The sequence below is a fragment of the Thiomonas arsenitoxydans genome (genome assembly GCF_000253115.1).
GTDB classification, from domain to species: Bacteria; Pseudomonadota; Gammaproteobacteria; order Burkholderiales; family Burkholderiaceae_C; genus Thiomonas; species Thiomonas arsenitoxydans.
In genome coordinates this window covers 3,436,206-3,458,469 of record NC_014145.1, presented here as the reverse complement: position 1 = coordinate 3,458,469, position 22,264 = coordinate 3,436,206, and the positions used below count along the sequence as shown (strand labels likewise).

Annotated in this window: 23 protein-coding genes; 18 read left to right on the top strand and 5 right to left on the bottom strand. The window is 62.5% G+C overall.

What is annotated here, in order from left to right; translation table 11 throughout:
• The first annotated feature begins 26 nt into the window (after positions 1 to 26).
• A complete protein-coding gene (gene paaZ / locus THI_RS16360; protein ID WP_013107382.1) occupies positions 27 to 2,081 on the top strand; it encodes a phenylacetic acid degradation bifunctional protein PaaZ in 2,055 nt (684 codons plus the stop codon).
• A 34-nt stretch (positions 2,082 to 2,115) separates the two neighbouring features.
• Here the strand turns inward: paaZ and THI_RS16355 are convergent, their stop codons facing one another.
• Positions 2,116 to 2,904, bottom strand: coding sequence for an IclR family transcriptional regulator (locus THI_RS16355; RefSeq protein ID WP_013107381.1), 789 nt, complete (start codon positions 2,902 to 2,904; stop codon positions 2,116 to 2,118).
• 104 nt (positions 2,905 to 3,008) lie between these two features.
• On the opposite strand from THI_RS16355, the gene THI_RS16350 reads away from it, so the two are divergent.
• From THI_RS16350 to THI_RS16305, 10 genes are all read left to right on the top strand, one after another.
• Complete coding sequence (locus THI_RS16350; RefSeq protein ID WP_013107380.1) at positions 3,009 to 3,965, top strand: MBL fold metallo-hydrolase; 957 nt, start codon at positions 3,009 to 3,011, stop codon at positions 3,963 to 3,965.
• Positions 3,966 to 3,970: 5 nt separating this feature from the next.
• Positions 3,971 to 5,647, top strand: a complete 1,677-nt coding sequence (locus THI_RS16345) for an FAD-dependent oxidoreductase (RefSeq protein WP_013107379.1) — start codon at positions 3,971 to 3,973, stop codon at positions 5,645 to 5,647.
• Positions 5,648 to 5,659: 12 nt separating this feature from the next.
• Complete coding sequence (locus THI_RS16340; RefSeq protein ID WP_013107378.1) at positions 5,660 to 5,923, top strand: DUF2783 domain-containing protein; 264 nt, start codon at positions 5,660 to 5,662, stop codon at positions 5,921 to 5,923.
• A gap of 95 nt (positions 5,924 to 6,018) precedes the next feature.
• Positions 6,019 to 7,170 carry an ABC transporter substrate-binding protein gene (locus THI_RS16335; protein ID WP_013107377.1) on the top strand — a complete coding sequence of 384 codons (1,152 nt, stop codon included), beginning with the start codon at positions 6,019 to 6,021 and terminating at the stop codon, positions 7,168 to 7,170.
• 22 nt (positions 7,171 to 7,192) lie between these two features.
• Positions 7,193 to 8,356, top strand: a complete 1,164-nt coding sequence (locus tag THI_RS16330; protein WP_013107376.1) for an ABC transporter substrate-binding protein — start codon at positions 7,193 to 7,195, stop codon at positions 8,354 to 8,356.
• A gap of 19 nt (positions 8,357 to 8,375) precedes the next feature.
• Entirely contained in the window at positions 8,376 to 9,416 is a 1,041-nt protein-coding gene (locus THI_RS16325) for a branched-chain amino acid ABC transporter permease (protein ID WP_013107375.1), read from the top strand.
• The gene (locus THI_RS16320) at positions 9,416 to 11,194 is read left to right on the top strand and encodes a branched-chain amino acid ABC transporter ATP-binding protein/permease (protein WP_013107374.1); all 1,779 of its coding nucleotides are present in this window, start codon (positions 9,416 to 9,418) and stop codon (positions 11,192 to 11,194) included. Before THI_RS16325 ends, THI_RS16320 begins: the two co-directional genes overlap by 1 nt.
• Entirely contained in the window at positions 11,191 to 12,006 is an 816-nt protein-coding gene (locus THI_RS16315; protein ID WP_013107373.1) for an ABC transporter ATP-binding protein, read from the top strand. The genes THI_RS16320 and THI_RS16315 overlap by 4 nt, the downstream gene beginning before the upstream one ends.
• A 98-nt stretch (positions 12,007 to 12,104) precedes the next feature.
• Complete coding sequence (locus THI_RS16310; protein WP_013107372.1) at positions 12,105 to 12,650, top strand: VOC family protein; 546 nt, start codon at positions 12,105 to 12,107, stop codon at positions 12,648 to 12,650.
• Positions 12,647 to 13,660, top strand: coding sequence for a fumarylacetoacetate hydrolase family protein (locus THI_RS16305; protein ID WP_013107371.1), 1,014 nt, complete (start codon positions 12,647 to 12,649; stop codon positions 13,658 to 13,660). The genes THI_RS16310 and THI_RS16305 overlap by 4 nt, the downstream gene beginning before the upstream one ends.
• A gap of 343 nt (positions 13,661 to 14,003) precedes the next feature.
• Here the strand turns inward: THI_RS16305 and THI_RS16300 are convergent, their stop codons facing one another.
• Positions 14,004 to 14,696: a VIT1/CCC1 transporter family protein gene (locus THI_RS16300; RefSeq protein WP_013107369.1), complete on the bottom strand. Its 693-nt coding sequence runs from the start codon at positions 14,694 to 14,696 to the stop codon at positions 14,004 to 14,006.
• A gap of 73 nt (positions 14,697 to 14,769) precedes the next feature.
• Between THI_RS16300 and THI_RS19210 the strand changes: the two genes are divergently transcribed.
• The 6 genes from THI_RS19210 (at position 14,770) to gstA (ending at position 19,629) form a co-directional block, all read left to right on the top strand.
• The gene (locus THI_RS19210; protein ID WP_197535429.1) at positions 14,770 to 15,282 is read left to right on the top strand and encodes a hypothetical protein; all 513 of its coding nucleotides are present in this window, start codon (positions 14,770 to 14,772) and stop codon (positions 15,280 to 15,282) included.
• A gap of 11 nt (positions 15,283 to 15,293) precedes the next feature.
• Positions 15,294 to 16,274 (top strand): aldo/keto reductase, encoded by a 981-nt coding sequence (locus THI_RS16295; protein WP_013107367.1) that lies wholly within the window; start codon positions 15,294 to 15,296, stop codon positions 16,272 to 16,274.
• Positions 16,274 to 16,675 (top strand): hypothetical protein, encoded by a 402-nt coding sequence (locus THI_RS16290; RefSeq protein WP_013107366.1) that lies wholly within the window; start codon positions 16,274 to 16,276, stop codon positions 16,673 to 16,675. Before THI_RS16295 ends, THI_RS16290 begins: the two co-directional genes overlap by 1 nt.
• A 70-nt stretch (positions 16,676 to 16,745) precedes the next feature.
• Positions 16,746 to 18,095, top strand: coding sequence for an AmpG family muropeptide MFS transporter (locus THI_RS16285; protein WP_013107365.1), 1,350 nt, complete (start codon positions 16,746 to 16,748; stop codon positions 18,093 to 18,095).
• Between the two features lie 90 nt (positions 18,096 to 18,185).
• Positions 18,186 to 18,917: a HugZ family pyridoxamine 5'-phosphate oxidase gene (locus THI_RS16280; protein ID WP_013107364.1), complete on the top strand. Its 732-nt coding sequence runs from the start codon at positions 18,186 to 18,188 to the stop codon at positions 18,915 to 18,917.
• A gap of 97 nt (positions 18,918 to 19,014) precedes the next feature.
• Positions 19,015 to 19,629, top strand: coding sequence for a glutathione transferase GstA (gene gstA / locus THI_RS16275; protein ID WP_013107363.1), 615 nt, complete (start codon positions 19,015 to 19,017; stop codon positions 19,627 to 19,629).
• Positions 19,630 to 19,659: 30 nt separating this feature from the next.
• Here gstA and THI_RS16270 read toward each other — a convergent pair whose 3' ends face one another.
• Positions 19,660 to 20,133 carry a hypothetical protein gene (locus THI_RS16270; protein WP_013107362.1) on the bottom strand — a complete coding sequence of 158 codons (474 nt, stop codon included), beginning with the start codon at positions 20,131 to 20,133 and terminating at the stop codon, positions 19,660 to 19,662.
• Positions 20,134 to 20,289: 156 nt separating this feature from the next.
• On the opposite strand from THI_RS16270, the gene THI_RS16265 reads away from it, so the two are divergent.
• Positions 20,290 to 21,003, top strand: coding sequence for a hypothetical protein (locus THI_RS16265; protein ID WP_013107361.1), 714 nt, complete (start codon positions 20,290 to 20,292; stop codon positions 21,001 to 21,003).
• Here the strand turns inward: THI_RS16265 and THI_RS16260 are convergent.
• Both THI_RS16260 and THI_RS16255 read right to left on the bottom strand, forming a co-directional pair.
• Positions 20,935 to 21,378, bottom strand: coding sequence for a methyltransferase family protein (locus tag THI_RS16260; RefSeq protein ID WP_013107360.1), 444 nt, complete (start codon positions 21,376 to 21,378; stop codon positions 20,935 to 20,937). The two genes, THI_RS16265 and THI_RS16260, sit on opposite strands and share 69 nt — an antisense overlap.
• Before the next feature lie 35 nt (positions 21,379 to 21,413).
• Positions 21,414 to 22,205: a gamma-glutamyl-gamma-aminobutyrate hydrolase family protein gene (locus THI_RS16255; RefSeq protein WP_013107359.1), complete on the bottom strand. Its 792-nt coding sequence runs from the start codon at positions 22,203 to 22,205 to the stop codon at positions 21,414 to 21,416.
• Positions 22,206 to 22,264 lie beyond the last annotated feature (59 nt).

Below are 22,264 nucleotides of genomic sequence, written 5' to 3'. Positions count from 1 at the left end.
ACGGCTTCTCAAACCAGCAAACCGACATGGAAACTCCCCTATTACAAAGCTATCTGGCCGGCGCCTGGATCGGCAACACCCCCGCGCAGATTCTGTGCGATGCCGCCACCGGTGCACCGGTGGCCTCCACGCACGCTGAGCGGCCTGATTTCGAGGCAGCCCTGGCCTACGGCCGCGGCCCCGGCGTGCGCGGCCTGCTCTCGCTTGACTTCCAGGAGCGAGCACAGCGACTCAAGTCGCTGGCGAAATTCCTCGGTGAGAACAAAGAACTGCTCTACCGCTGGTCGACCTGCACCGGGGCCACCCGCGCCGACGGCTGGATTGACATTGATGGCGGGATAGGAACATTGTTCGCCTACGCCTCGATTGGCAGCAACGAATTACCTGGGGGTAACGTCATACACGAAGGGCCTCCGATTGCGTTGGGCAAGAAGGGACACTTCGTCGGCAGCCACATCCTGGTGCCAAGAGAAGGCGTGGCGGTTCACATTAACGCATTCAATTTCCCGGTTTGGGGTTTGCTCGAGAAGTTTGCACCGAGCTTTCTGGCCGGTATGCCTTGCATCGCCAAGCCAGCTACAAGCACTGCCTACCTCACCGAAGCGCTGGTGCGGCTGATGTTGCAATGGGGCGGACTGCCCGAAGGCAGCTTGCAACTGGTCATCGGCGCAACCGGCGATCTGCTCGACCGCCTAGACGGGCAGGACGCGGTGACCTTCACCGGCTCTGCGACGACCGCAGCGACGCTTCGCGCCAATACCAATCTGATCACTCGCGGCGTGCCGTTCAACGCCGAGGCAGATTCGCTCAACAGCGCTATCCTCGCGCCAGACGTGAACACCGAAGATGCCGAGTTCGATGTGTTCGCGGACGAGGTCGTTCGTGAGATGCGGGTCAAAGCCGGGCAGAAATGCACCGCGATTCGGCGCATCCTGGTGCCTCGCCGCCAGCTTGACGCCCTGCAGACGCGGCTGCGACAACGACTATCTGCGCTGGTGGTAGGTGACCCCAGGCAGGCCGAAGTGCAGATGGGGCCGCTCGCCAGCAAAGCGCAGCAGGCTGACGTGCATTCGCGACTGGATATGCTGCGCCAAGTATGCAGTACGGTATTCGACGGCGCCAACTTGCCTGCGATGCGCTCTGTAGAGACGGGTGACGGCGCCTTCGCCGCCCCGACGTTGCTGATGTGCGAGCAACCGCTGCAAGCCGAAGCCGTTCACGAGGTCGAGGTGTTCGGGCCGGTCGCCACGCTGTTGCCTTATGACGATATCGACGAGGCCTTGGCGCTAGCTGCCCGAGGACGCGGCAGTCTGGTGACTACCCTCGCTACGCGCGATCCTGCGATTGCCACCCATGCCGCACGCCGCGCAGCGGTCCATCATGGCCGCATCCTGGTGCTCGACGCCGAAGCATCGATGGAATCGACCGGTCACGGCTCGCCGCTGCCCTATCTCAAGCACGGTGGCCCGGGGCGCGCAGGAGGCGGTGAGGAGCTTGGCGGAGTGCGCGCGGTCGTGCATTATCTACAGCGGGCAGCGATCCAGGGATCGCCGACCATGGTCGGCGCCGTGGTCGGCGAATACGTCCGCGGAGGTGAACGTATCGAGACCGAAGTGCACCCTTTCCGGCGGTATTTCGAGGAGCTGCGGATTGGCGAATCGCTGCTCACCCACCGACGCACCGTTAGCGAAGCGGATATCGTCGCTTTCGGCGGCATATCCGGAGACTACTTCTATATGCACTTCGACGCCGTCGCTGCGGCGCAGTCGCCCTTCGGCCAGCGCATCGCACACGGCTATTTCGTACTCTCAGCAGCGGCCGGACTGTTTGTCTCGCCGGCACCCGGCCCAGTGCTGGCGAACTACGGCCTAGACACGCTGCGCTTCGTCAAACCCGTACGCATCGGCGACACCATCCGCGCGCGGCTGACTTGTAAGCGCAAGATAGACCGCCGCAAGACTGACGCCCAGGGACGTGGCCAGGGGGTTGTTGCGTGGGATGTCGAGGTGCGCAACCAAGACGAAGAGCTGGTCGCGAGCTACGACATTCTCACGCTAGTCGCCAAGCGCGAGGGAAGCTGAGGAAGGCATGCCACGGCCCGCCACGAAAGCAACTTCAAACGCCCGGCTGAGGTGTCGGCGAACCAAGTCGGCGAGACAACATTTGCGCGAAGCTGCGCAGCATGATGGCCAATGGGCCATCCGGCCTTGTGTCGAACACCACGGTCGGGCCAATCAAGGTCAGGATCATTACTGCTCGACCGTTCACATCGAATACCGGCGCGGCCATGGCGCTGATTCCAGCCAATATGGAATCGACGGCAAGGCTCACGCCACAGGCGCGAATTTGCGCCAATTCGGCCTCAAATTCCGGCGGCAAGATCTCCTTTTGTCTGGCATCCAGCACTTCGAGCACGCGTTCGCGGCTCTGGAACGCTGCGAACGCCTTGCCGGTGGCTGTGTTGAGCAGACTGGCGACGGTGCCCGGCTTCATGTGAACGTGGACCGCGCTGGGCGCCTCTTCGATGCGCACGATAGTCGGGCCGCGGTTACCCCACAACGCAATCGAGGCCGTGTGACCGGTCGACTGCGCGAGGTCGGCGAGCACCGGCGTAGCCAGCCGTACGGGGTCGTACTGCTGCAGGCTGATCAGCCCGAGCTGCAACGCCAGCGGCCCAAGCCCATAACGACCCGCGGCGTCCTGTTCGATCAACCCCAGCTTACCGAAACTCACCAGGTAGGGGTGCGCCTTGCCTGGCGCCATATCGGCTTCTTGCGCCAAGTCCTTGAGCGACAGCGGACGCCCGACATGCGCCAGCGCCAAAAGCAGCCGACCGCCAACTTCGACGCTCTGGATGCCACGAGGGCCGCGAATGGGGTTGTCGTCGGTGGGGAAAGAGGTCATGTTTAGGGTTTATTCCTATGCTAACTAATTAGTTATTCACTAAGCTGAATTCAGAAAATTCATTAAAATTTAACCGGACTCAATTGTCCATCCGGAGACTCCCCATGCAGCAAAAAACGTTTGCGTCGCAAGCTGATCTCGGCGACAAGAAGATCACATTCAGTCAGCTTTCCGAACATGCCTGGGCCTATACCGCCGAAGGTGACCCGAACACCGGTGTAGTGATCGGCGACGATGCGGTGCTGGTTGTCGATACGCAGGCCACACCGGCGATGGCGCAGGACGTGATCCGTCACATTCGCACCGTCACCGACAAGCCTATCCATTATGTCGTCCTGAGCCATTACCACGCCGTGCGTGTGCTCGGCGCCAGTGCTTACGGTGCAGAGCACATCATCGCCAGCGAAGAGACCCTGGCGCTGATCCGCGAACGCGGCGAACAAGATAAAGCGAGCGAAATCGGCCGCTTTCCTCGGCTGTTCCGCGATGTCGAATCGATTCCCGTCGGCCTGACTTGGCCCAACATCACCTTCCGCAGCGACATGACGCTCTGGCTGGGCAAGGTCGAAGTTCGCATCAGCCATCCCGGACGCGGACACACGGCAGGCGACACCATCGTGTGGCTCCCACAAGAGCGCACGTTGTTCTCCGGAGATCTGGTCGAGTTCAATGCCACTCCTTACGCCGGAGATGCCTACTTCCAGGACTGGCCGGGCACGCTCGACAAGCTCGCTGCGCTCGACCCCCTGCAACTCGTCCCCGGGCGTGGCGAAGCCTTGCGGGGGCGCGAGCAGGTCCAGGCTGGACTGAATAGCACCCGCGAGTTTGTCCAAGAGTTGTTCCAGGCCGTACGGGGCGCAGCCGCTAGCGAGTCCGATTTGCGCCAAATCTATCGCGAGGTCTATGACCGGCTTGCGCCGCGCTACGGTAAATGGGTGATTTTCGACCACTGCATGCCGTTCGACGTCTCACGCGCTTATGACGAGGCCACCGCGTATCCCGATCCGCGTATCTGGACCGCCGAGCGCGATGTGCAGATGTGGAAGCAGCTTGAGGCCTGAGCGCCATGCTGTCCCATTACACATATCCACAGTATCCGAGCCGCCTGCCACCTGGCGTTGCGCCTGGAGTCGGCATAGCGCATGCGCCGCTTGTGGTGGTAGGCGCTGGGCCGATCGGGCTCGCAGCGGCGATCGATGCTGCGCAGCGCGGTCAGAACGTAGTGCTGTTAGACGAAGACGACACTGTGAGCCTAGGCTCACGCGGGCTGTGCTACGCCAAACGAACGCTTGAAATTTTCGACCGGCTCGGTGTTGGTGATGCCATAGTGGACAAGGGCGTTACCTGGAACACGGGTCGGGTGTTTCATGAAGATCACGAGGTTTATCACTTCGCTCTGCTCGACGCGCCAAGCTATCGTCGTCCCGGCATGGTCAATCTGCAGCAGTATTACCTTGAGCAATACTTGGTGGACCGGATCGCAAAGTTACCGCAAGTGGCGTTGTGCTGGAAGAACAAAGTCATTGCCGCGCAGGCCGGCGCGGACGGTGTGACGCTGGACATCGAAACGCCCGATGGCAGCTACCGACTTCAAGCAGACTGGCTGATCGTTGCCGACGGGGCGCGCAGCCCGGTACGCAAAATGCTCGGTTTCGACGCTGAAGGGCGCGTGTTTCAAGACCGCTTCCTGATTGCCGACGTGGCGATGCATGCCGACTTTCCTGCTGAGCGCTGGTTTTGGTTCGATCCACCGTTCCACCCTGGTCAATCGGTGCTGCTGCACCGCCAGGCAGACGACATCTGGCGCATCGACTTTCAACTTGGCTGGGACGCCGATCCCGAGGCAGAGAAGCGACCCGAGCAAGTGATACCGCGTATCCGCGCCATGCTCGATCACAAGGGCTACCACGACGTAAAGTTCTCACTTGAGTGGGTGAGCGTCTACACCTTCCAGTGCCGTCGCATGCCGCATTTCCGCCAGGGTCGAGCGCTGTTCGCCGGTGATGCGGCGCACCAGGTTTCGCCATTTGGCGCGCGCGGTGCCAATTCAGGTATTCAAGACATCGACAACTTGATCTGGAAGCTCGATCTCGTGATGCGCGGCAAAGCGCCGGCAGCGCTGCTCGACAGCTACGACGCCGAACGTACCGCCGCCGCCGACGAGAACATCCTGAATTCGACGCGATCGACCGATTTCATCACCCCCAAGTCGCCTGTGGCGCAACGCTACCGGGACGCGACGCTACAACTCGCGGCGCATTACCCGTTCGCCCGCGGGATGGTGAACTCGGGGAGATTGTCGACGCCCACGCATCTATGGAACTCTTCGCTGTGCACACTCGACACCGATCACTTCGACTGCCTGCTGCGACCGGGGTCGCCAATGGACGACGCGCCGATTGAGCGTGACGGTCAGCCCGGCTGGTTGTTGCAGGAATTGGGGGGTGACTTCACCCTGCTGCTGTTCACTGATCGCCCGGAGATGCTTGGCAGCGTGCTGACCGACTTAGATCCGCAGGGCTCAGGGCAGGTTTCGACGCGTTGGGTCGTTGTGTCCGAACAGCCCGGAACTCTGCCAGGCGCCGTCGTGCTCCACGATGTGCGGCATTTCGCCGCCGAACGCTACGACGCTAGAGAGGGCACCATTTACCTCATCCGACCCGATCAACACATCGCCGCACGCTGGCGCCACCCCAATGCTGCACAGGTGCGCGCCGCACTCGCCCGGGCATGCGGACATTGAACCAAGCAAACCATGGAACTGATTCTGGAACCGCATTTCGTTGATGACCAGCAGCCCAGCCCTTACGGCTACATGGCCTCTGACGCGTTCTACGCCGAACTGCTGGACGCGCATGAGGGTTTGAGTGTTGAGCAAAGCGCTCTGCTCGATGCCAAACTCATCCTTTTGCTGGCCAATCACATCGGCAAACTGAGTGTGTTGCGCACGGCGTTACGCGCCGCACGATCTGAACAGATAGCGGCTACAACGCCGCAGATGGAATCCCGGAGCGCATAGCCCCAGGACGAGGACGCCTTGCGAGACGTGTTGCAGTTCTCAGAATCTGCCACGTCAATCGCCAAGTGCGCTGACGACACTTATAGGAGACAACCATGAAGTATTCACGCATTATTTTGGCCGCGGCCATCTCGCTGGCAGCTACATCTGCTGCCTGGGCCGATATCAAGGTCGGCGTCGTGCTTTCGGAGACCGGCCCGGCGGCATCGCTTGGCATTCCTGAAAAAAAGACGGTCGAACTGTTCCCGAAAGATATCGCCGGACAGAAGATGGACTACGTCTTCATGAACGATGGCTCCGACCCCACTTCCGCGGTCAAGGCTGCTAAGAAGCTTATCGACGAGGACAAAGTTGACGTAATTATCGGTTCATCGATCACGCCCAACTCGCTGGCGATGGTTGATGTCGTTGGCGGCGCCAAGGTGCCCAACATCTCGCTCGCAGCTGGACGCAACATCGTATTTCCGGTGGAAGGCAACCGCCTGTGGGTGTTCAACACGCCCCAAACCACCGGTCTGATGGCGCGCGCTGTGGTGAAGAATATGGCGCAAAACAAGTTCAAGACCGTCGCTTACATCGGCTTTGATGACGCATACGGTCAGGACTGGTACAACAACTTTGCCAAGGAATGCGAGGCGGCTGGCATCAAGATAGTTGCCAACGAAAGCTACAACCGCACGGCCACCTCTGTCACCGGACAAGCGCTGCACATCTTGACCGCCAAACCGCAGGCCGTGCTGATCGGCGCTTCCGGAACGCCGGCCGTGCTGCCTGAGCGCACGCTCAAACAAGTTGGATACAAAGGCCAGATTTACCAAACCCACGGCGTCGCCAATCCGGACTTTCTGCGCGTTTGCGGCAGCGACTGTAACGGCACCATCCTGCCTGTTTCTCCTGGCGTAGTCGCTGCGCAATTGCCGCCAGATAGTCCGATCAAGCAGTCAGCGATGCGCTACGCAGACGCCTACGACAAGGCCTACGGCAAGAACCAGTTGTCGCAGTTCAGTGCCAACGCCTGGGACGCGGGTACCTTGCTTGAGCACGCCATTCCCGTCGCACTGAAAAAGGCCCAGCCCAGCGATGTGGTCGCATTCCGCGCCGCTTTGCGCGATGCAATCGAAGGGTTAAAGAACGTGGCTGGAGCAGATGGCATCTACAACATGAGCCCGACTGATCACAATGGCCTCGACGACCGTGCCGTCGCAATGGTGCGAATCGAGAATGGCGCTTGGAAAATGCTGAAATAACGACGGCCAATAGGAGACGATCATGCGTGCATTGCGCAGGGTTTTGCTGGCAGCCGCACTGACCGCGGCTGGAATGGGGAGTGCGATGGCCGACATCACGGTGGGCGCCGTGCTTTCGCTAACCGGCCCTGCAGCTTCACTGGGCATACCGGAGCAAAAAACTCTCGATCTCCTGCCTAAGGAAATCGGCGGCCAAAAAATCCGGTACGTCGTGCTGGATGATCGCTCTGACCCCACCGAAGCGGTGAAAGACGCCAAGCAGTTGATCGAGAGTGACAAAGTCAGTGCGATCATCGGGGCCTCGGTCACACCAAGCGCTCTGGCGATGCTCGATGTTGTCGGTGCGGCGAAGGTGCCTACCATCACGCTGGCATCGGGCTACAACATTGCCTTTCCGGTGTCTGGCAACCGCGAGTGGATCTTCATGCCCGTTCAGACAACTGCTCTGATGGCGCAGGCAACGTCCCAGTACATGGCGTCTCAGGGTGTGCGCAAGGTCGGATTTATTGGCTTTGACAATGCACTTGGCGAGGATTGGTGGAAGAACTTTTCCGCGGAGGCGCACGCCGCGAAAATAGACGTCGTTGCCAGCGAGCGCTTCGCGCCCAACGCGACCTCGGTCACGGGACAGGTCCTGAACATCCTCGCCTCCCAACCTGATGCCGTGCTGATCGCTGCATCGGGCACGCCGGCTGTGCTGCCTGAGAAGACGCTGCGGCAAATCGGGTTTAAGGGCCGGATCTACCAGACGCACGGTGTTGCCAACCCTGACTTCCTTCGAGTGTGCGGTAGCACCTGTGACGGAACCGTTTTGTCCTTGTCCCCGGGCATCGTTGCGGCGCAACTGCCGGACGACAGTGAGATTAAACAATCTGCGATGCGCTTCGCTCAGACTTACGAAAAGGCCTACGGCCCGAATTCCTTGAACCAGTTCAGCACCGCAGCCTGGGATGCAGGACTGTTTCTTGAATACGCCATACCCAAAGCGTTGAAAACGGCTTCACCAGAAGATCTTTCTGCGTTTCGCCTGGCGCTTCGACAAGCCATGGTGGGCATTCGCAACTTCCCTGGATCGCAAGGCGTCTACAACATGAGTGCGACAAATCACAACGGGCTTGACAGCCGGGCCGTCGCAATCGCGGAGATTCGGGCGGGTCAATGGAAGCTTCTTAAGTACCCAAACTGAGAAAATCCGGATCGATCTCATGACTTTCGACATCGCGCTGTACCTCGGTCAGAACGGGGTGACGCTGGCCGCCATTTACGCACTGTTGGCGCTCGCTCTGGTTTTGGTCTTTGCCGTGACGCGAGTGATCTTCATCCCACAGGGAGAAATCATGACCTTCGCTGCACTCAGTCTGGTGGCCATGCGTGCTGGTCATCCGCCACTGCTCGCTTGGTTGCTGGTGGGGCTCGGAGTGGTCGCCTGGCTGCAAGACGCGACGGTGATCTTGCGCACCGGACAAATCCGTCGACTTCTACGCGCCGGTATCGTCTACCTAGCCCCACCCCTGTTCTTGCTTGCCGTCGTCTACAGCCTGCCTCTGTCTTCGTTGGCGTATCCATTACAGATCGCAATCACTTTAGCGATGTGCGCTGTATTCGGCCCACTGCTCTACCGTGTTGTTTACGCCCCGGCGGCGCAAGCTTCGGTTCTGACCCTGCTGCTGCTATCTGTGGCGCTGCACATCGCGCTCAACAGCCTAGGTTTGCTGCTGTTTGGTCCTGAAGGATCGCAGCTGCCTGCATTTACCGACGGCAGCTTCCAGCTCGGCGGTATGCCGGTGGCGCTGCAGACGCTATGGATTATTGGCTCCAGCTTGGCATTGCTCGCCGTGCTGTTCCTGTTCTTCCGGTTCTCCTTATACGGGAAGGCGCTGCGCGCCACGGCGGTGAACCGTACCGGGGCTCAGCTCATGGGCATTTCTCCGGCTTTCGCTGGGGGGGCGGCTTTCCTACTCGCAGGCGTTGTAGGCGCATGGTCTGGAATTCTTATTGCCACCACCACCGTAATCGACTATGAAGCAGGCTTTGTCATCGGGCTCAAGGGTTTCGTCGCTGCCATCATTGGCGGTCTGGCAAGCTATCCGGGCGCGGCTGCAGGTGCTTTGTTGGTTGGTCTCACCGAATCGTTCGCCTCCTTCTGGGCGAGCGCCTATAAGGATGTCATCGTGTTCCTGCTCATCATTCCTGTGTTGCTGTGGCGCTCGATGGCGAGCGGCCCCCATGATGAAGAGGAGTCGTGATGTTGTATCGACTGCCGCTGATCGCTTTCATCCTTGCGTTGTGCATCGCTCCGTTCATGCTGCACGGCTACCCCATGCTGATGCTCAACTATGTCGGCCTGAGCGTCATCGTGGTGCTTGGTCTGGTGCTGCTGACTGGCGTGGGCGGGCTTACCAGCTTTGGTCAGGCGGCCTTTGTCGGCATGGGCGCTTACGCGGCCGCCTGGCTGACCACGACGCAGGACTGGAACCCCTGGTTGACCCTGCTTGCCGGGCTATTGCTGACCACCGTAGCGGCGGTGGTGCTTGGTTGGGTCACACTTCGCATGAGCGGACATTACCTGCCGCTGAGCACTCTGGCCTGGGGAATCGCCATTTATCTGACGTTCGGCAACAGCCAAACGCTGGGCGGGCAAACCGGCATCACCGGCATCCCCCCACTCAGCTTGTTTGGTTGGCAACTCACCGAGTCTTGGCAATTCCATATTCTGATCTGGGCAGTGGTGCTGTCCATCATCTGGACTGTGCACAACATGCTCGACTCGCGTGAAGGCCGAGCCATGCGCGCACTCAAGGGCGGCACGCTCATGGCGGAGGCGATGGGCGTGAACACAACCCGCTTCAAGATCATCCTGTTCGTGCTCGCAGCGCAGTATGCCTGTGTCGCCGGTTGGATCTACGCCTACATGCAGCGCTTCGTCAATCCGACTCCGTTTTCCCTGGGCCAAGGCATCGAATATTTATTCATGGGCGTTGTCGGCGGGATCGCTGAACTGTGGGGAGGCGTGGTCGGAAGTTTTCTTTACGCCCTGCCGAGGGAATGGCTACACAGCCATCTGCCGTCGCTGCTCGGTCGCAGCGGCAGCTTCGAAGGCATCATCTTCGGGGTGCTGATGATCATCATCCTTCAGCGCGCGCCAGAAGGACTGTGGCCCCATTTGCATCGATTGTGGCCACGACGCGTGTCAGCACCGGACGCCCTGTCGAATGCGGCAGCAGCGCCCCTGGATAGCCGTCTCAGACCCGCTAGGGGCGAACTTATATTGCAGCTCAATGCCGTTACTAAACGCTTCGGCGGACTGGTTGCTAACAATGCCATTTCTTTCGAGGTGCGCGCGGGCGAAGTGCTGGCGCTGATCGGTCCCAACGGCGCTGGCAAGAGCACCCTTTTCAACTGCATCTCCGCAGTGAGTCCGCCGAGTTCGGGCAGCATTCGCTTTCTCGGAAAACCTGTAGAGCGTTGCGACTCTCGCAAAGTCGCGCGAATGGGGATGAGTCGCACCTTCCAGCATGTTCGTTTGCTGCCGCGCATGAGTGTGCTCGACAACGTAGCGCTCGGAGCTCACCTGCGCGGTCGCCATAGTTTTGTCGCATCGGCCTGGCGGCTTGACCGAGCACAGGAACAGCGCATACTCGCCACTGCTCGAGACGCTCTGGAACGCTGCGGACTTTGCGAAAAAGCTCATCTTCCAGCCGGCAGCCTGCCGCTGGGCCAGCAAAGGGTGGTAGAGATTGCACGCGCGTTGGCTGCCGATCCCAGCTTGCTGCTGCTTGATGAACCCGCGGCCGGCCTGCGCTACCTTGAAAAACGCGAACTGGGGATTTTGCTCGGTCGACTGCGTAAAGAAGGACTAGCTATCCTGCTGGTCGAGCACGACTTGGACTTCGTAATGGAACTCGCCGACCGCGTGGTGGTGATGGATTTCGGCGAAAAAATCGCCGAAGGGCTTCCGCAAGAAATCCGCCGTCATCCGGCGGTGATCGAGGCTTATTTGGGCGGTGTTGGAGACGCAGCATGAACGGCGCCGCTCAGCTCCCAGAAGGCGTGGTCAACGAAGCCGCCATTGATGAACCAGTAGAGTCTGTTCAGAGCCGCCCTGCGTCCGCTCCTCTGCTCGAACTCAAAGGTTTAAGCGTGAGCTACGGCAAGGTACGTGCCGTGCGAGAAGTCAGCATGCGTGTGCCGCGCGGCTCGATTGTCACGGTCATTGGCCCGAACGGCGCCGGAAAGACGACTCTGCTGATGGCCCTCATGGGCCTGCTCCCCTCTCACGGCCAAATAACGTTCGATGGACACGACTGCCGCAGTGCCGGGCCGCAGCGCCGGGTCGAGATGGGCATGGGATTGGTGACCGAGAAACGCGATTTGTTTGGCTCTATGAGTGTCGAAGACAATCTGGAGCTTGGTGCATTTCGCAACCGCAGTGAAGGCAAATCCGCGCGGCAGCGTGAGCGCGAGCAGGTCTACGCGCTGTTTCCGCGTCTGCTGGAACGCCGCAAGCAGTTGGCGCAGACGTTGTCTGGCGGTGAGCGTCAAATGCTGGCGCTCGGCCGCGCCCTGATGGGCAGACCGCGATTGCTGCTCCTCGATGAACCCAGCTTAGGCTTAGCGCCACGGATTGTCCGCGAAGTACTGCACGCGGTGGCGCAATTACGGGACGCCGGTTTGAGCGTGCTGTTGGTCGAGCAGAACGCCCGCGCTGCACTACAGATCGCTGATGAGGGCTATGTACTCGAGCTCGGCGAAGTGGCGCTGCACGGTCCGAGCGAGCATTTGCTCCATGATCCCAAGGTCGAGTCGACCTATCTGGGCATGCTTCACGAGGAATGAATCTGCGCGATGCCGTCCTCTCGCGGCATCTTGCGCCACGAAGGCTGCTACGGCAGCCGCCTGACATTCAAACGCGATATGACGAAAGGAGACTCATCATGCTGGTCCAAAAGATCCATCATGTTGCCTACCGCTGCAAGGACGCGCTGCAGACCGCACGCTGGTACGAGCAGCATCTGGACATGAAACTGGTGCTGTGCATCGCCGAAGACACCGTGCCCTCCACAGGCGAAGCCGATCCCTACATGCACATCTTTCTCGACGCGGGCCAGGGCAATATCCTGGCCTTCTTCGAGCTGCCCACCCAGCCCGAGATGGGACGCGACCCCAACACCCCCGTCTGGACCCAGCACCTCGCGCTGGAGGTCGGCTCCATGGACGAACTTCTCGCCGCCAAGCAGCGCCTGCAGAACGCCGGAATCGACGTGCTCGGCCCGACCGATCATGCGCTGTTCCAGTCCATCTACTTCTTCGACCCCAACGGCCACCGCCTGGAATTAGCGTGCAATACCGCCAGTCCCAAAATGCTGGCCGCACTCGATGCCGTGAAGTGGGACATGCTCGAAGAATGGAACCAGACCCGCAAAGCCCCCAAGCATGCCGCCTGGATGCATGACGGCCGCTACAAGGAGATGTTCCAGTGAGGCTGGCCACGCTGAAGACCGCGGCCCCGGACGGCCGACTGGTCGTGGTCAACGACACCCTGACCCTGTGCCAGCCGGTGCCCGACATCGCCCCGACCCTGCAGGCCGCGCTCGACGACTGGGCGCGCTGCGCCCCGCTGCTGCGCGATGCGGCGCTGGCCCTGCAAGCCGGAACAGCACGGCACACCCAGCCCTTCGACGCCGCCGCCTGCCACTCGCCCCTGCCGCGCGCCTTCCAATGGGCCGACGGTTCGGCCTACATCAACCATGTCGAGCTGGTACGCAAGGCACGCAAAGCCGAAGTGCCCGCCACCTTCTACACCGACCCGCTGATGTATCAGGGCGGCTCCGACAGCTTCATCGCTCCCTGCGACCCCATCGTGGCCAAGGAGAGCTGGGGCATCGACTTCGAGGCCGAGGTGGCCGTCATCACCGGGGAGGTGCCGCTGGGCGCCACGCCCGCGCAGGCGGCGCAGGCCATCCGTCTGGTGCTGCTGGTCAACGACGTCTCGCTGCGCCATCTCATTCCGGCGGAACTGGCCAAGGGCTTTGGCTTCTTCCAGAGCAAACCCGCGTCAGCGTTCAGCCCGGTGGCACTCACGCCCGACGAACTCGGCGCGGCGTGGCACGACAACAAGCTGCATCTGCCCCTGCGGGTGGAGGTCAACGGCCGCCTGTTCGGTCAACCCAATGCCGGGGTGGACATGACCTTCGACTTCGCCCAACTCATCGCGCATGCGGCCAAGACCCGCCGGTTGGCTGCGGGCACAATCATCGGCTCGGGCACGGTGTCGAACAAGCAGGGCGGGCTGTGGGGCTCCAAGGTCGAGCACGGCGGCGTGGGCTATGCCTGCATCGCCGAGGTGCGCACCTACGAAACGATCGAACAGGGCGAGGCCACTACGCCCTTCCTGCGCGATGGCGATGGGGTGGAAATCAGCATGCACGATGAGCAGGGGCGAAACCTGTTCGGCAGCATCCGCAACCGCGTGCAGGCGCTGCCGGAATGAGGCTGCAGAGTCCCCCGCAACCAAAATTTGTTCAATGAAGCCAAAAGACTTAGCGGTCTTTAGTTTTTTTGTTGTCTGCTGCATTTTGGGCTATGGCCCACTCATGGCCCAACTTTGGCCCACGTTTTAGCCGCAAGTTGCTGAGACTTAAGTCACTCTGACCATCCCGATGACAGCGCCTCGGCCTGCTGCAACACCGTTTGCACGGCAGCGTCCGCAAGTCCGCCGGATAACCATGCTTGCGCAGGCTCATCAGCAATTCGTGGGCAATCAGCTTGAGCTTGTCGTCGCCCATGATCAGCACCGAGCTTTCGTTTTGCCGCAGAAGTCGGCACGCAAGGCGTCAGGAAGCGCCGAAGACCATGCCCACACCCGCGGTGATCGCCATCGCCAGGGCGCCCCAGAAGGTCACGCGCGCGACGCCGCGCATGACGCTTGCGCCGCCCGTGTAGGCGGCAAGGCCGCCGAGGACGGCGAGAAACACGAGCGACGTTGCACTCACAAACCACGAGAGATGCGGGCCTGGCGTGACCACTGCGGTTAGCAAGGGTAACGCCGCCCCCACGGTGAATGACAGCGCCGAGGTGAACGCCGCCTGCAAGGGATTGGCGCTGGCGACTTCGGAAATGCCGAGTTCATCACGCGTGTGCGCAGCCAATGCATCCTTGGCCATGAGTTGTGCCGCCACTTTTTGTGCGAGGTCGGGGTCGAGGCCGCGCTCAACATAGATGTTCGCCAGTTCCGCGTGTTCGCGCGCGCCGTCGCTGGCCAGTTCCTGGCGCTCGCGCGCGATGTCGGCCTGCTCGGTGTCGGACTGGGAACTCACCGAGACATATTCCCCCGCTGCCATCGACATCGCCCCTGCGACCAGCGCGGCCACACCCGCCACGATCACCCCGCCATGGGTCGCACTGGATGCGGCGACGCCGACGATCAGGCTGGCGGTGGAAACGATGCCGTCATTGGCGCCGAGCACTGCGGCGCGCAGCCAGCCGATGTGCTGGGTGCGGTGGCTTTCCACATGGAGTCTGGACATGGCGATGGCGGGAATGAGGGCTGGAAGAATAGGATCAGCGCGACTGCAGGGGGGCAGGTCAGGGACGAATCAAGTGGATCGGCGGATTCAGCACGCCGGATCGCACTCCACCGCAGCCAACCCTGCCAGGGTGCTGATGTCGTCATTGTCGCCCACGGGCGCACCCGACACGCAGCCGGCCGCAACCATCCCGCTGGATGTCTTCGCCCCGCCTTTGTGCGGCCCTGTAGTGGGCACAACCCGTGTCGAAGATGTTGGTACTGGGGAGGATCTCATCGAAGCTGTTTTTTCTGGCTGGAAACTGCCGGGAGAGTTTTCCAAAAAAAGGTTTCCGAAAAAAGCCGCCGCTTGCACGTCGAAATCCTTGATAACCAAGCTGTTCGACAGCGCGGTCAACTCGGGCGGGCTGTTATGCACCTCCAAACCGCAACACAACTCAGCCCAAGTAATTGGCCCAAATAATCGAGCCGACTCCGAGCGCCACCCGCTGGCCGCAGACGGCCCCTTGCTGCGCGCGTTGTGCGGGGGTTTTGCAGGCGCCGCAAAATACCGAGTGGCTATAGACGTAAAAGCCCGCACACCTTGAAAGAATCCCCTATGAAAACCACCCGACTGGGCCATACCGGCCTTGAAGTCTCGCGCATTTGTTTGGGCTGCATGACTTATGGCGTGCCCGAGCGCGGCAACCACCCCTGGACGCTCGATGAAGCCGCCAGCCGTCCGTTGATTCGGCAGGCGGTGGAACTGGGCATCAACTTTTTCGATACGGCCAATTCCTATTCCGACGGCACCTCCGAGGAGATTCTCGGCCGCGTGCTGCCCGAGTTCACCCGTCGCGAGGAGATCGTGGTGGCGACCAAGGTGCGCTTTCCGTCGAGGCAGGCGCCCAATATCGGCGGCCTGTCGCGCAAGGCGATTTTGTTCGAGATCGATGCCAGCCTGAAACGACTACGCATGGACTATGTCGATCTCTACCAGATCCACCGCTGGGATCCGCACACCCCCATCGAAGAAACCATGGAAGCGCTGCATGACGTGGTCAAGGCGGGCAAGGCGCGCTATATCGGCGCGTCGAGCATGTTCGCCTGGCAGTTCGCCAAGGCGCAGCAGGTCGCGCGGCAACATGGCTGGACGCGCTTCGTCAGCATGCAGCCGGAACTCAACCTGCTCTACCGCGAGGAAGAGCGCGAGATGCTGCCGCTGTGCCGCGATCAAGGCGTGGCGGTGCTGCCATGGAGCCCGCTGGCGCGCGGTCGCTTGGCGCGGCCCTGGGGGGAACACACCCCGCGCATCGCCAGCGACGCGTTTGGCACCAAACTGTTCGCGCGCACGCAGGACAACGACCGCGACATCGTCGAGGCATTGGGCAAGCTGGCCGCGCAACGGGGCGTGCCGCGCGCGCAACTGGCACTGGCCTGGCTGCTGGACACGCCGGGCGTGACCGCGCCCATCATCGGCGCGTCCAAGCCGCAGCATCTGCTCGACGCCGTGGCCGCCCTGTCGGTCTCGCTCAGCGCCGAGGAGCGGGCGGCGCTGGAGGCGCCGTATCAGCCGCATCCGGTCGTCGGGTTCGAGTGATGGCAGTTCCGCACGGCCGTTCCGAAGGAACTGACCTCCCCTCGGGGGGAAACGAGCGCAGCGAGTCAGGGGGCGGTTTCAGCCTGAACGACTCGCAGCTCGTTGTTCCGCCCTCGTTCATCGCGCTCTATCTGGCGCCGCACCGCAGCCGCCCCAGCGCGCCGCGCGAGGTCATCACCGCGCGCTACGGGTTCTGCGAAGACCTCGCCTCGATGCTGACCGAGCACGCCGCGGAGATCAAGTCCAGCCTGCATGTCACCGACGACGACGTGCTGTCGCGGGTGTGGCTCGGGCTGTGCACGCCCGACTCCGGCGTGAACGCTGCGGAGGCGCAATGGGTGGTCAATCGTCTGGCCGAGTTGTTGGGTTGGCCCCTGCCGGGAGAGATGGGAGAAGGTTGAACGTCGGGCTTGGGTATCCTGCGCCCTGGCCTAATGCTTTCATCCCTCGATGTCCGCCCCCGCAGATTCCATGAACGACACGCCGCCCGCCGTTTCGGCCTGGGCGGTTTTCGGCAACCGCCGCATCGCCGCGGTCTTGCTGCTTGGGTTTTCTTCAGGGCTGCCGCTGGCGCTGACGGCGGGCACGTTGCAGGCCTGGCTCACGGTCGAAGGGCTGAGCCTGAAGGCCATCGGCTTTGCCACCCTGGTCGGGCAGGCCTATGTGTTCAAGTTCCTTTGGTCGCCAGCGATGGATCGTTATGCCGTGCCGTTCTGGGGGCGTTGGCTGGGGCGGCGGCGCGGTTGGCTGCTGCTGGCGCAACTGCTGCTGGCGGCCATGCTCGGTTTGATGGCCTTTGTCGGCGTGCCCGGCCCCGATCAGGCAGCGGCCTGGCCGGGGCTGGTGCATGCGGCCGAGCGGCTCGGCGTGGACGCCGCCAGCGCCCGTGCCGTACCGCTGCTGCTGCTGGCCGTGGGCGTGGCGTTTTTCTCGGCCTCGCAAGACATCGTGATCGACGCCTATCGCACCGATGTGCTGCCCGCCGCCGAGCGCAGCGCCGGGGCCGCCGTGCTGGTGCTGGGCTACCGGCTGGCGATGATCGTCTCGGGCGGTCTGGCGCTGTGGCTCGCCACCGATGTGACCGGATGGCGCGGCATCTACGCCCTCATGGCCGGGCTGATGCTCGTGCTCACCCTCGTCACCTTGTGGGCGCCGCGCCCGCCGCTGCATGTCAAACCGCCGCGCACCCTGCGCGAGGCGGTGGTCGAGCCTTGGCAAGAATTTTTCAGCCGCAAGGGGGCTTGGGCCTTGCTGCTGGCCATCGTGTTTTACAAGCTGGGCGACGCCTTCGCCGGGGCCTTGTCCACCACCTTTCTGATTCGCGGCGTGGGTTTCAGCCCGGCGGATGTGGGCCTGATGAACAAGAGCATGGGGCTGGTCGCCACCATCGTCGGCGCGCTGCTGGGCGGGGCCTTGCAGGCGCGGCTGGGGCTGTGGCGGGCGCTGTTGCTGTTCGGCGTGTTGCAGGGCGCCTCCAATCTGGCCTACTGGGTGCTGGCGATTTCGCCGCAAAGTCTGGCGCTCATGGGTATGGCGATCGGCGTGGAAAACTTTACCGGCGGCATGGGCACGGCGGCGTTTGTCGCTTTGCTGTCGGCGCTATGCGATGTGCGCTTTTCCGCCACACAGTTTGCGCTGTTGTCGGCGCTGTCGGCGGTGGGGCGGGTGTATGTCGGCCCGGCCACGGGCTATCTGGTCGATGCGCTGGGCTGGCCGAACTTCTATCTTTTCACCGTCGTCGCAGCCGTGCCGGGCGTGGTGCTGATCTACTGGCTGCGCGACATCATCGAAGCCCGCGACGTGCAGAACCCGGGCGGGTGAAACGGTCGCAAAGGCCGTTTCAGAGCGCATTCAGCCGAGGTTAAGGCTGGGCTGCTGCAATCGCATCAACAAACATGGAGGAACGGCAACATGGCTGACACCGAACACGCGCTTGCTCTGGGCCAGGAGGCCCGTCTGTTTGTCCGCAATCATCAAAATGGCGTGCTGTCCTCGCTGTCGAAGCGGCTGGACGGTTTTCCCTTCGGCTCGGTCTCGCCCTATGTGCTCGACCACGAGGGCCACCCCGTGATTCTCATTTCTACCCTGGCCGAACACACCAAGAACATCGATGCCGACCCGCGGGTGAGCCTCATCGTGCATCCCTGCGCCGAAGACATGCAGGCCGCTGGCCGCGTCACCTTGGTCGGCCGCGCTGAACGCCTACCCGACAAGGCGGGCTTCGGCGAGCGCTACCTGCGCTATCTGCCGCAGGCCGAGAGCTATTTCGCCATGCACGACTTTCACTTCTATCGCTTGCGGGTGGAAGACGTGCGCTTCATCGGCGGCTTCGGCAAGATCCACTGGATTCGCCCCGAGCGCTATGCCCCGCCTGCCGCGCCCGCGCTGGCCGCCGCCGAAGAGGGCATCCTCGCCCACATGAACGCCGATCATGCGCACAACCTGCGCGAATACTGCCGCCATGTGCATGGCGTGGAGGTGCTGGACGCGGCGATGGTCGGCATCGACTGCGATGGCTTCGACGTACGCGCCGACGGCCATGTGCTGCGCGTCAACTTCCCCGAGCCCGTGCTCGACGCCGAGGCCGCCCGCGCGGCCCTGGTCGAACTGGCGAAACAGGCCCGCACCACGGCCCCGGCGTGAGTTGGGCAGCGCCTGCAGAAAACCGCGCCCCGACTTACGATGACTGCTTCGTCGCCAAGGCAACAAGACTGCGGCGACACTTCCTGGAGACTCTGATATGAAGCTTTTCTACAGCCCCGGCGCCTGCTCGCTTTCACCGCACATCGTTCTGCACGAGCTCGGCCTGCCGCATGACGTAGTCAAGGTCGATCTCAAGACCAAGCAGACCAGCGATGGGCGCGACTTCCGCACCATCAACCCCAAGGGCTATGTGCCCACCCTGCAACTCGACGATGGCACCATCCTCACCGAAGGCCCGGCCATCGTGCAATACCTGGCCGATCGCAAACCCGAGATGCATCTCGCCCCGGCCAACGGCACGCTGGCGCGCTATCAGTTGCAGGAATGGCTGAACTTCATCTCCACCGAGTTGCACAAGCAGTTCAGCCCGCTGTTCAACCCGGCCAGCAGCGCCGACCTGATCGCCGCGCAGAAGGCCAAGCTGGCCGAGCGCTTCGCCCTGATCGCCCAGACCTTGGAGCAACACGACTACCTGCTGCCCAGCGGCTTCAGCGTGGCCGATGCCTATCTCTACACCATCCTGACCTGGGCCGGTTTTGTCGGCGTGGATCTGTCGCCCTGGCCCGCCTTGGTGCGCTACAAGGCGCGCATGGAAGCGCGTCCTGGCGTGGCCGCCACCCTGGCCGCCGAACGCGAGGCGAAAAAGGGCTGAACGCTGATTCAGGGCCCGCGGCGCACCGCGTCAGAACGGTGCGCCGAAAATCGCCCAGACGCCCGACAGAATGGTGGGCACGGCAAGCACGATGTTGATCGCAGACAGAGTGCGAATCTGCGCGGCCTGCGCGCAGGCCGCGCCCCAATCGCTGCGCACAACGGCGCTGCGCATGCGCAGGAAGGGCACGAAAAAGATATACAGCGCGAGCAGCACCATGAGGCTGCCCAGCACCACCATCACCCATTGCGCTGAGCTGAGCACGCCAAACCCGCCGCGCAAGAACACCATGCCGTAGCCGGTGATGACCAGCGACGCGCCCGCGCCCCAGACCACGGCGAAAAAATTACGGAACAGTCCATAAAGCAGCCGAGCACGCGGCTCGGCCTGCGCGATGGCGCGTTTGAGCGCGGGCGCCAGAAAGCCATCCATGAAAAGAATGCCGCCGATCCAGATGACCACGGCGAGCAGATGGATGAATTGTGCGAGAGAGTTCCAGTTCATGGCGTGGGGCAGATCAGCAAAGTGGCTTCATTGCAGCAGAGTTGCGTGAGGTGTGGTTTGACGTGTCTCACAAGCCGTTTGTCGGTTGGGTTCAGTCACAATGGACGCATGTCGTTTGTTTCTGCCCCTATTGCGTTCAGGCCCCGATCTTTGGGGATGCTGAGTGCCGCCTTGCTGTGCTGGCTGCTGCAGTACGGCAGCGTGCAGCACGCGGCCGGGCAGGTGGCGGCCTTGTTTCAGGCGGCCATTGCGGTGGCTTGGGCCATGTTGCTGCTCTGGCTGTGGACGCGCTGGCGTGGCATTGCGCTGTTCGCGCAGGGCGCGTCGCTGCTGCCCGCGCTCTGGGGCGGAGCGCTGTTTACTGTGCAATGGGCCTGCCTGTATCTCGCCGTAGACCGCTCCGCGCTGTGGCGCGTGGCGCTCTTGTTCGGGCTGATGGCGGTGCTGATGCGGGCTGCGGCGCAAGGGCGCTGGCGATCGCGGCTGGGCTTCGCGGCCGGCGTGGCGCTGCTCGCCGTCTGGGCCTGGACGACGGGGCAAGGCGGGGTGGGGCTGTTGACCCTGGCCGCCGCGCTGGCTTTTGTGCTCGGGCTTCATCAGGTGCGCTGCGCCCAGATGCAGCGACAAGACCTGATGCGCTGGCGCTTCTATCAACTCTGTGTGGCCGCGCTGTTGCTGCCGTTGGCGGCGGTGGCGTTCAGCCCGAGCTGGAGCTTTCTGCCGGGCTGGAGCGCGCTGGGCGCGATGTTGCTGCAGGCGGTATGCGGCGGACTGGCGTTTCCGTTTCTGCTGGCTGCGGCCTTACCAGAGGCCAGGAATGAAGCGGCGGGTGACGCGCGCATAACCGGCGTAGTCGGGCCAGACGCCTGAGAGCAGGCGCTCTTCCATTGCCGCCTTGAAATTCAGCACCACGCCCAGCGCGGTCCACAGCGCCCACTGCACCGGGCTGTGCGCCGCTACGGCGACGCCAGCCATGAACAGAATCAGCGCGACATACATGGGGTGGCGCATCCAGCGGTAAGGCCCGGTGATCACCAGATGCGCGCCCTGGCGCGGTTCGGGCACGATGTTGAAATTGCCCGGTCGGTTGTGCCAGAACACCCAGAGCACCAGCGCCGCGCCAGCGGCGAGTAGCGCGAGCGAGGGCCAACTCAGGCGCCATTGCGGCGCGGGCCAGCCGAACATCAGGGCGAGCAGCCCGAACTGGGCAGTCACCCAGAGCCGGGCGAGGGTATGCGTCTGCATGGTGGATGTCTTTCAGGCTTGTCAGGCGCTGCGCATTACCAGCGGCGCTTGCGCACGTTGCGCAGGAACTCGTCGAGAATGGGGGTGCAGTCGAGCAGTTCGGGGTTGGACGGGTGATGGAATTCCGGGTGCCACTGCAGGCCCAGCAGAAAGTTGCGGCCGGTGCCGCGTATGGCTTCGGGCAGGCCGTCTTCGGGGCTGATGGCGTCCACCACCAGATCGCGGCCGAGCGAGCGTACCGCCTGATGATGCACCGACACGATGTTGAGTGTGCCCGGATCGACTTCGGGGTAGAGGCGGGCCAGCAGGCCGCCTTCGGTGAAACGCACCGGGTGGAAATGGCGGTCGTAGGCGTCGCTGAGGTGCTGGGTGTGGCTGTGGGTGAGTTGCGTGGGCAGATCTTGGTAGAGCGTGCCGCCCATGGCGACATTGATGAGTTGCGCGCCGCGGCAGATGCCGAGCACGGGTTTGCGCACTTCGATGAACTCATGCAGCAGTTCCATCTCATAGCCATCGCGCACCGGGTCGCCCGCCCATTCGGGCTTGAGCGGTTCCTCGCCGTAGCTGTGCGGGCTCATATCCGAGCCACCCTGGAGAATCAGGCCGTCGAGCGCGTCGGCGTAGTCGCTCAGTCGGATATTGCTGCGCACAATGCCGCCGCCCGTCGCCACCGTGGGCACCATGAACACCAGCACATCGCGCGACATGGCCCAGTGCGCGACCGACTGCTCCAGATACTGCAGCGTTTTGCTGCGCAGCCCGGCCTGTCCGGGCTGGGGATGGTCGATGCGTGCCGAAATGCCGATTTTCAGAGGTTTGGTCGCCATGGGAGAGCTCGCTGTGGCAAGGATGGATTCATCTTATGACGACCGGAGTGACCGGGCGT